The organism is Nguyenibacter vanlangensis (assembly GCF_013376155.1).
GTDB lineage: Bacteria > Pseudomonadota > Alphaproteobacteria > Acetobacterales > Acetobacteraceae > Gluconacetobacter > Gluconacetobacter vanlangensis.
This window is the reverse complement of sequence record NZ_JABXXP010000611.1, coordinates 1-1,662: the sequence shown is the minus strand read 5'-3', so window position 1 is coordinate 1,662 and position 1,662 is coordinate 1. Positions and strand designations below refer to the sequence as shown.

The 1,662-nt window shown below is 67.2% G+C and carries 2 protein-coding genes and 1 pseudogene; 2 read left to right on the top strand and 1 reads right to left on the bottom strand.

Annotated features, from left to right (window positions below; all coding sequences use genetic code 11):
- Positions 1 to 278, bottom strand: a pseudogene (locus tag HUK84_RS17235) (septum site-determining protein MinC); the annotation flags it as partial.
- A 134-nt stretch (positions 279 to 412) separates the two neighbouring features.
- Here HUK84_RS17235 and fzlA point away from each other — a divergent pair.
- Both fzlA and HUK84_RS17225 read left to right on the top strand, forming a co-directional pair.
- A complete protein-coding gene (gene fzlA, locus HUK84_RS17230) occupies positions 413 to 1,081 on the top strand; it encodes an FtsZ-binding protein FzlA (protein WP_176641356.1) in 669 nt (222 codons plus the stop codon).
- 23 nt (positions 1,082 to 1,104) lie between these two features.
- On the top strand, positions 1,105 to 1,662 hold a 558-nt coding region (locus HUK84_RS17225), incomplete at its 3' end, for an NAD(P)/FAD-dependent oxidoreductase (RefSeq protein ID WP_246285758.1).

Below are 1,662 nucleotides of genomic sequence, written 5' to 3'. Positions count from 1 at the left end.
AGCGCCGGCCAGCCGCGATCGCCGCCTTCGATCGCGATGATCCGCACGCCGCGCGCCAGGAGCGCCGCAAGGAGTCCGTCCAGCCCTTCGGCGTCGGCCGACAGCAGGCCCAGATCGAGAATGATCGGCTTGCCGACGAAAAAAGACGGGGAGCGCGCGATCTGCGCGTCCAGCCCGCGCAGCCAGTCATCGAGCGCCGCCTCGGGCGAGAGCACGAGGGCCAGGAAGGAGCGGCCGCGGGCGCGGATGCGGGGCAGGGGGCTGGATTCGTCGGGCAAGGCGTCACGAACCTTTGGTGGCCAGAACAGGAGGGCGGAACATGAGGGGATTGACGTGAGCTAGCGTGAGAATGGGGCCCTGTCGAGGCAAGGGAGGCTTGGCGAAGCGGGGCGCGATGCAATAAAGCGGGCGGATGCGTATCCTCTATCATCTTCCGCTGTCGCCCTATTCCCGCAAGGTTCGCCTGGTGCTGGGCGAAAAGCGATTGCCGTTCGAACTGATGATGGAGCGGGTGTGGGACCGGCGCCCGGACTATCTGGCGGCCAATCCGGCGTGCACGGTGCCCCTGCTGGTCGAAGAGAACGGGCTGTCGATCCCCGATTCGTCGGTGATCTGCGAATATCTGGAAGAGGCCTATCCCGACACGCCGCTGCTGGGCCGCACCCTGGCCGAGCGGGTCGAGGTGCGGCGTCTGGTCGCGTGGTTCGACCAGAAATTCGCGATCGAGGTCACGCATAACCTGCTGAACGAAAAGGTGCTGAAGCGCATCTCGGGGCGTGGCAACCCCGACGGCAATGCGCTGCGCGCCGGCTATGCCAATATCCGCTATCACCTTTCCTATATCGACTGGCTGGCCGAGACGCGGAAATGGCTGGCCGGGCCCGCGCTGTCGCTGGCCGATTTCGCAGCGGCGGCCCATCTGTCGTGCCTGGATTTCATCAACGACGTGGACTGGTCCAAGGCGCCGGCGGCCAAGGACTGGTATGCGCGGATCAAGTCGCGCCCGTGTTTCCGCTCGCTGCTGAATGACCGGGTGACGGGGATCGTGCCGCCCGACCATTATGCGGACCTCGATTTCTGAGCCCATGGCGTTCTGATCCCATGATGCGGGAGGTGGATGCGATCGTCCTGGGGGCCGGCGCCGCCGGGCTGATGACGGCGCTGACGGCGGGGCAGCGTGGGCGGCGCGTCGCGGTGCTGGACCATGCCGACGAGGCCGGGCGGAAGATCCTGATTTCCGGGGGCGGGCGCTGCAATTTTACCAACCTGGATTGCGCCGCCACCCGCTTTCTGTCCGGCAATCCGCATTTCGCCAAATCGGCGCTGGCGCGGTTCGGGCCGGCCGACATCCTGGCGATGATCGAACGGCACAAGATCGCCTGGCACGAGAAGACGCTGGGCCAGCTTTTCTGCGACGGGTCGGCCCGCGCGGTGGTCGCGATGCTGCTGGCGGAATGCGCGGCCGGCGGGGTGACGATCGGCCTGTCGCACCGAATCACCGATGTCAGCCTGTCCGACCGGTTCGTGGTGACCACCGACCGGGGCGTCTATCGCGCGCCCGCGCTGGTGCTGGCGACCGGCGGGCTGTCGATACCCAAGATGGGGGCGAGCGGGCTGTCGCACGCGATCGCCCGGCAGTTCGGCCTGTGCGTGACGGACACC

Excerpts from the sequence above, each read along its gene's own strand:
- fzlA (WP_176641356.1), top strand. The coding sequence starts at position 413 with ATGCGTATCCTCTATCATCTTCCGCTGTCGCCCTATTCCCGCAAGGTT.